Below are 443 nucleotides of genomic sequence, written 5' to 3' on the forward strand. Positions count from 1 at the left end.
TATTTAATATTCGTATTGATGGCAAAACTTGAGGACCATCTCGCATCGTTAAGATTCACACTGCCTTTATCTGTGATGCTCTTCGGCATAGGATTCACGATCAGTACATGGACGCCTATATCACCGTTGCCTTATTATCAGGCGCATCTACATGTACAGAAAGTCCAACAGCAGTCCAACATAGCTGAGACCTATCTGGAAGGTTTAGTCGACAAAGGACTACTGGATACGACCGTGAAGAAGCATGTCACACATCAATATTTTTCAGTCGCACAGAAAAAAATCAATCAGATTGATGACCCCAAGAAACGTAAAGCTCTGATGGATAAACACAGTGACTATCTATCAACGTATGAACATCAGATTGGTGACAGGCTCATCCAAAAGCTTCAACTGGAACATCTCAGTATCTCTGAATACAGTAATCTTACGGCACATGACTA

Annotated in this window: 1 protein-coding gene; it reads left to right on the forward strand. The window is 41.3% G+C overall.

The annotated features are described in order from the left end of the window. Positions 1 to 443, forward strand: a 443-nt coding sequence (locus CD152_RS11950; protein ID WP_103214734.1) for a hypothetical protein, incomplete at both ends; no start/stop codon positions are given.

This window comes from Macrococcoides caseolyticum (assembly GCF_002902665.1).
Taxonomy (GTDB): Bacteria; Bacillota; Bacilli; order Staphylococcales; family Staphylococcaceae; genus Macrococcoides; species Macrococcoides caseolyticum.